This window comes from Devosia subaequoris (assembly GCF_014197055.1).
Taxonomy (GTDB): domain Bacteria; phylum Pseudomonadota; class Alphaproteobacteria; order Rhizobiales; family Devosiaceae; genus Devosia; species Devosia subaequoris.
The window spans coordinates 1-5,784 of sequence record NZ_JACIEW010000019.1 but is presented as its reverse complement, the minus strand read 5'-3'; the positions used below and the strand labels follow the sequence as shown (position 1 = coordinate 5,784).

At 62.3% G+C, this 5,784-nt stretch carries 8 protein-coding genes; 7 read left to right on the top strand and 1 reads right to left on the bottom strand.

All coding sequences use genetic code 11. From position 1 onward, the window contains the following. Positions 1-399, top strand: a 399-nt coding sequence (locus tag GGR20_RS18260; protein WP_276511963.1) for a MauE/DoxX family redox-associated membrane protein, incomplete at its 5' end; no start/stop codon positions are given. A 229-nt stretch (positions 400-628) separates the two neighbouring features. On the opposite strand, the gene GGR20_RS18255 is transcribed toward GGR20_RS18260, so the two are convergent. After that, positions 629-1,045 carry a MerR family transcriptional regulator gene (locus tag GGR20_RS18255; RefSeq protein WP_183312789.1) on the bottom strand — a complete coding sequence of 139 codons (417 nt, stop codon included), beginning with the start codon at positions 1,043-1,045 and terminating at the stop codon, positions 629-631. 72 nt (positions 1,046-1,117) lie between these two features. Between GGR20_RS18255 and GGR20_RS18250 the strand changes: the two genes are divergently transcribed. From GGR20_RS18250 to GGR20_RS18225, 6 genes are all read left to right on the top strand, one after another. After that, positions 1,118-1,507 carry a mercuric transporter MerT family protein gene (locus GGR20_RS18250; RefSeq protein ID WP_183312788.1) on the top strand — a complete coding sequence of 130 codons (390 nt, stop codon included), beginning with the start codon at positions 1,118-1,120 and terminating at the stop codon, positions 1,505-1,507. 12 nt (positions 1,508-1,519) lie between these two features. After that, positions 1,520-1,837 carry a heavy-metal-associated domain-containing protein gene (locus GGR20_RS18245; RefSeq protein WP_210283251.1) on the top strand — a complete coding sequence of 106 codons (318 nt, stop codon included), beginning with the start codon at positions 1,520-1,522 and terminating at the stop codon, positions 1,835-1,837. Then, positions 1,834-2,253 carry a mercury resistance system transport protein MerF gene (gene merF / locus GGR20_RS18240; protein ID WP_183312787.1) on the top strand — a complete coding sequence of 140 codons (420 nt, stop codon included), beginning with the start codon at positions 1,834-1,836 and terminating at the stop codon, positions 2,251-2,253. The genes GGR20_RS18245 and merF overlap by 4 nt, the downstream gene beginning before the upstream one ends. After that, positions 2,250-2,390 (top strand): hypothetical protein, encoded by a 141-nt coding sequence (locus tag GGR20_RS18235; RefSeq protein ID WP_183312786.1) that lies wholly within the window; start codon positions 2,250-2,252, stop codon positions 2,388-2,390. The genes merF and GGR20_RS18235 overlap by 4 nt, the downstream gene beginning before the upstream one ends. A 3-nt stretch (positions 2,391-2,393) precedes the next feature. After that, positions 2,394-3,818 carry a mercury(II) reductase gene (merA, locus tag GGR20_RS18230; RefSeq protein WP_183312785.1) on the top strand — a complete coding sequence of 475 codons (1,425 nt, stop codon included), beginning with the start codon at positions 2,394-2,396 and terminating at the stop codon, positions 3,816-3,818. Positions 3,819-4,030: 212 nt separating this feature from the next. Further along, positions 4,031-5,377 carry a dihydrolipoyl dehydrogenase family protein gene (locus GGR20_RS18225; RefSeq protein WP_183312784.1) on the top strand — a complete coding sequence of 449 codons (1,347 nt, stop codon included), beginning with the start codon at positions 4,031-4,033 and terminating at the stop codon, positions 5,375-5,377. The last annotated feature ends 407 nt before the right edge of the window (positions 5,378-5,784 follow it).

Here is a 5,784-nt window from a genome sequence, read left to right as displayed (position 1 = left end):
GCGCTTGAGTGGTTCATCAGCTTTTCGATGGTGGCGCTTGCCCTGCTCAAACTCCAGGACGTCGAGCGGTTCAGCACCATGTTTCTCAATTACGATCTTCTTGCGCGCAAATGGGTGCCCTACAGCTACATTTACCCGTATGCGGAGGCCCTTGCGGGGCTCCTGATGATATCCGGGGCGTTAATGTGGCTCTCGGTTCCGATCGCGCTCGCTATCGGTACCGTGGGAGCGGTGTCTGTATTCAAGGCGGTCTATATTGATCGGCGTGAGCTCAAATGCGCCTGCGTTGGGGGCTCAAGCAATGTGCCGCTCGGCTTTGTGTCGCTCACTGAAAACCTGATGATGGTTGCAATGGCTGTATGGATGCTCGTTTCCAGGGTCATGTTTCCGGTGGCCTAGCCGACGGGCCTTAGTTAGTTCTCAGTCTCTCGACCGTGCGTCATGCCTTTGCACGCAGGGTAACGCCGTGTCCGCAATTTAACTTCAGCTGCCCACAACCGGACAGGCAGCAGTCGGCCCCTCCTTTCATCGCTATGCGCCACATTCGCCAAAAGCTGTCATTCTAGTTCTAAAACGTCTGCTACGAGGAGTGCAGCTGGTGGCCCCACACATGCTGCCATGGTGGTGTTCAAATCAAAAGCGCATCGAGCACCGGGCAATCAGGAATCTGAGCTCCACTGCACTGGGCTACCGTGTCGCTCAATGCCTTTTCGATCCGCTGCAGATCGGCAATCTTGTCCCGCACTTCCTTCAGATGAGCTGCGGCGACACCCTCCACTTCAGCACACGTCTGGCTATGGCTATCGACGAGGCTTAGCAGGCCCTTAATCTCATCGAGAGAGAACCCCAGCGCTCGGGCGCGCGTGATGAAGCGAAGCCGACGCACATGATCTTCACCGTACTTGCGATAGCCGTTCGGGTCCCGAGGCGGATCGGGCATGACGCCGATCGTCTCGTAGTAGCGGATGGTCTCCAGATTGCATCCCGTCGCCCGAGCGAGGGCGCCCCGCTGCATCGCCTTCACGGAAGCGTGACCCTTTCCCATTCGGAAACCCCTTGAGCCTGTATGTCCTACAGACCCTATGACTCCTAGCAGATGATCGCAAGGAGACACTGCATGGACACCACGGAATCTGCATCGCCGGGGGATGCGTCCAACGTCCCGGAAGGCCGAGGCTGGACCACCACCGCCTTGGCGGCGCTTGGCGCACTGGTCATGACATCCTGCTGCATCCTGCCACTGGTGCTTGTCAGCTTCGGGATCAGCGGAGTTTTCATCGCCCAGATGGGCGCTCTCTACGCCTACAAGTGGTATACCTTCGGCATTGCCGCCGCGTTCCTGGGCTATGGTTTTTACAGGGCCTACCAGCCGATCCGCTGCGCAGATGGCAGCTGCGCCCGCCCGCTGAACCGGACTGCGATGCGCGCCGTGCTCTGGGTGGCGGCTGCGCTAATTCTGGTCGCCATGCTGTTCCCCTACGCTTCGCCCTACATCCTCTCGTTCTGAAGGAACCCTGACATGAAAAACATCCTTCCTGGCGCTCTGGCGCTGTCTGTCCTTTTCGCCGCCCCTGCCTCCGCCGCCGAGCAGGTCGTCCGGCTCGAGGTCGGCGGGCTGACCTGTCCCTCGTGCTCGTTCATCGTGGGCAACTCGCTGAAATCCGTTGAAAGCGTGGTGATCGAGGATTTCGTTGAAGGCAAGGACGCGAGCGAGGGGGTGTATACGGTTCGTTTCGACGACGAGATAACCTCCACCGACGCGCTCATCGCGGCAGTTGAAAAGAACGGCTACCCGGCAGCGCTTCTTGAAGGCCCGATGGGTGGTGAGGGCTCGTGAGGCCGGATTCCGATCATCCGAATGGGCCAGCAAAGCAGCCGGACAAGGCCCAAGCGAACCGCTTGCTGAGGGGCGGCCTAGGCGGCCCGCTGTTCGCGGCGCTCTGCTGTTTCACGCCGCTTCTGGTTGTCGTGCTGGCTGGCGCAGGCCTGTCGGCGGTAATGGGCTGGCTGGATTACGCGCTGTTCCCGTTGCTGTTCGTCAGCCCCGCGGTCGTCGCGCAGGCACTGTGGCTGCGCACCGCGCGTCCCGGACCCTCCCCGAAAATCTGGGCAACACTCATCGCAGTGCTGCTCTCGGTATCGGGCATCGTTCTGGAGTTCCGCGGGGCGTTGACCCTTTCGCTCCTCGCCGCTGCGCTGACCGGTGCCTACGCTCTCTACCTCAATCACTTTACCAAGGAGGTCCGACCATGATGGCGGCTGCCTGCTGTTCTCCCATCGGCCTTCTCATGGGCCTGTTCTCGATGGCCACGCCTTTGGTGGCGATCGGCGCCATTCTTTATCTGGTCTTCGCCAAGCCGAAGGCTGATCCGACGACGAAAGTGACTTGATCCATGAAAGACTGCTGCTCGAACGAAAACGGCGCCTACGACCTCATCGTCGTGGGAGCCGGCTCCGCCGGTTTCTCCGCCTCGATCACGGCCGCCGAGGCTGGCAAGCGCGTCGCGCTCGTGGGCCACGGGACGATCGGAGGGACCTGCGTCAACTTCGGCTGCGTGCCCTCCAAGGCCATGATCCGTGCGGCCGAAGCTCTGCACGGCGCGCGCGCCGCCGCGCGCTTTCCCGGCCTGTCAGGCGCGGCGCAGGTTGACGACTGGTCCCGCCTCGTCGCCGGCAAGGACGATCTGGTCGCAAAATTGCGCCAGAAGAAATACGCAGATCTTCTGCCGGCCTATGAGGGAATCGACTACATCGACGAGGGTCCGGCGATAGTGGTCGATGGCGGCATTGAGGTGGGAGGACGCAAGATCACGGCCCCCAAGACGCTGATCGCCACGGGGAGTCGTCCGCTCGTCCCGGCGCTTCGCGGGATCGAGGATGTGGAGCCTCTCGACAGCGCCTCGCTTCTCGAACTGGTGACCCTGCCTGAAAGCCTGATTTTCGTGGGAGCAGGTTATATCGGCGCGGAGCTGGCGCAGATGATGGCACGGATGGGCGTCAAGGTGACCCTCGTGGCGCGCTCTCGCCTGTTGCCGGGCGCCGAGCCGGAAGTCTCCGAAGCTTTGTCGGAGGCTTTCGAGGCCGAGGGCATCACCCTCCTGACCGGCCTGCAGTATGGCAGCGTCAGCAAATCGGAAGGAGGCATCACCCTGCGGATCACGCAAGAGGGGGCCAAGAAGGACGTCACGGCGGAGCGGATCGTCATCACCGCCGGTCGTCAGGCCAATACCGGAGATCTCGGCCTCGAGGAGGCGGGCGTGCAAACTGACAGCCGCGGCGGGATCGTCGTGGGGCGAGACATGCAGACCTCGTGCCCCGGCATCTATGCTGCCGGCGACGTTACGAACCGCGACCAGTTCGTCTACATGGCGGCATACGGCGCCAAGATCGCGGCCCGCAACGCCGTGACGGATGCCGGAGAGCAATATAACAACAGCACAATGCCTTGGGTGGTCTTTACCGATCCGCAGGTGGCCGGCGTCGGCCTCAGCGAGCGACAGGCGCGCGATGCGGGTCACGATGTGAAGACCTCGGTGCTGCCGCTCGACCAGGTGCCGCGGGCCCAGACGGCACGCGATACGCGCGGACTCATCAAGCTTGTGGCTGACCGGGAGACGGACCGGCTGCTCGGCGGACAGATCATCGCGCCTGAAGGCTCCGATACCATCCAGACGCTGGTCATGGCGCTGAAGGCTTGCATGACGACGAAGGCCCTCGGCGAGACGATCTTCCCCTATCTGACGACCGTCGAGGGCCTGAAGCTCGCGGCGCAGACCTTCGACAAGGACGTCGCCTTATTGAGCTGCTGCGCGGGGTGAGGCTCGCCTGCCGTTATCCGTGCGTCGGACTGCCGGAGCGCTCCGGCCTTCCGGCTGCGGCGAGCGCTACGGAACCTGCAGGACATAATGTCGTTCGATGAACAGCGCGGAAACAAATCTAGAAGGCGGCGCCCTCTCGGAATTGTAGCCATCTGTCTGGAGAGTCAGGAGGCGAAAGCTTTTTGTGAGGGCGGCTGGGTTCAGGGATCCTAATGGCCAAAACTTACGACGTGATCGTCATCGGCAGCGGAACCGCTGCGACCACCGTGGCAAAGCGCGTCAGCGCCACGGGCCGAAGCGTTGCGGTAACCGATTTCCGACCCTATGGCGGCACCTGTGCGCTTCGCGGCTGCGATCCCAAAAAGATGCTGATTGGGGGCACCTCTGCCGCCGACCACGCCCGCCGGATGCACGGCAAGGGAGTCGAGGGCGACGTGCGGATCGACTGGCACGAACTGCTGGCGTTCAAGCGCAGCTTTACGGACCCGGTGCCGGACAAGAAGGAGAAGGGCTTCTCCGAAAGCGGCATCGCGACCTTCCACGGGCGGGCTCGCTTCGTTGGCCCGAATGCTGTTGAGGTCGATGGCGAAACACTGGAGGCCAGGCACATCGTTCTGGTGACCGGGGCAGAGCCGATGAAGCTGGGCATCCCCGGCGAGGAGCACCTGATCGACAACGAGGGCTTCCTTGAGATGGAAGACCTGCCGCGCCGGATCCTGCTGGTCGGTGGAGGCTATATCGCCGCCGAGTTCTCCCATATCGCCGCGCGAGCCGGGGCCGAGGTCACGATCCTCCAGCACGGCGACCGGATGCTCAAGGGCTTCGATCCGGACCTGGTCGGATGGCTGATGGAGAAGTACGAAGAGATCGGCGTGACCCTGCACACCGGCACCGAGGTCAAGCGTATCGAGAAGACCGGCGATACCTTTCGCATCACTGCAGCCAGCGGCGGCGGCTCTGAGACCTTCGAAGCGGACATGGTCGTGCATGCCGCTGGCCGCAAGCCCGACTTCGAGCCGCTCGACCTCAAGGCCGGTGGGGTGGAACTGCGGGACGGCAAGCTGGCCCTCAACGAATACCTGCAAAGCACGTCGAACCCGGCCGTCTATGCCGCCGGCGACATTGCCCAGATGGGCCCGCCGCTTACGCCCGTGTCCAATCACGACGGCAAGGTGGTTGTGGCGAACCTGCTGGAAGGCAATCACCGCACGCCGAACTACAAGGGCGTTCCTTCGGTCGCCTTCACCCTGCCGCCCCTTGCCCGAGTTGGGCTGGACGAATCCGAAGCTCATGAACGGGGGCTGAAGTTCCGCATGCAGTGCAATCGGACGCCCGACTGGTTTTCGACGCGCCAACAGGCGGAATCCGTCACGGGTTACAAGGTTCTGGTGGAGGAAGGCAGCGAGCGCATCCTGGGCGCGCACCTGCTAGGACCGCACGCCGACGAGGTCATCAATGTCTTCACCTTGGCCGTGCGGCACGGGCTGACGGCCGACCAACTCAAGGACACGATGTTCGCCTATCCCACCGGGGCGTCTGACATCTCGTCGATGCTTTGACAGACTTCCCACTGGAGCAGCGCAAAGCCGCACTCGTCGCGACCTTTTGTCAAGAAAGGCACCGAGCACTTCTCAGGAGACTGCCGTTCCCAAGGACCTATCCGAAAAGGCCTATTTTCAGTCGTCTAGCCGCCTTAGCGTCCTTCTTTACCAGCAGTCCGTTTTCGCGCGCCGGCCTGCTATTTCGGCGCATCGAAGGGGCGTTTCAGGCACGGACATGACTGATCACACCGATTAGACCCAGGATGAGCCGGTGGCGCGGCATAACGCACTCGTTACCGGGAAGGGCTAAAACCTGCGCGGATGGTGAGTTATTCGAACTGCGCAGCGTCGCCTCGAGGAAAAGGTTTGCAGATGAACAAATGGATTGTCCCCTTGGCCTTTGCGGCAGCAGTTCCCTTCTGGGG

Bases quoted from the DNA above. Each gene is read 5' to 3' on its own strand.
- GGR20_RS18255 (WP_183312789.1), bottom strand. From the start codon at position 1,045: ATGGGAAAGGGTCACGCTTCCGTGAAGGCGATGCAGCGGGGCGCCCTC.
- GGR20_RS18250 (WP_183312788.1), top strand. From the start codon at position 1,118: ATGGACACCACGGAATCTGCATCGCCGGGGGATGCGTCCAACGTCCCG.
- GGR20_RS18245 (WP_210283251.1), top strand. From the start codon at position 1,520: ATGAAAAACATCCTTCCTGGCGCTCTGGCGCTGTCTGTCCTTTTCGCC.
- GGR20_RS18235 (WP_183312786.1), top strand. From the start codon at position 2,250: ATGATGGCGGCTGCCTGCTGTTCTCCCATCGGCCTTCTCATGGGCCTG.
- merA (WP_183312785.1), top strand. From the start codon at position 2,394: ATGAAAGACTGCTGCTCGAACGAAAACGGCGCCTACGACCTCATCGTC.
- GGR20_RS18225 (WP_183312784.1), top strand. From the start codon at position 4,031: ATGGCCAAAACTTACGACGTGATCGTCATCGGCAGCGGAACCGCTGCG.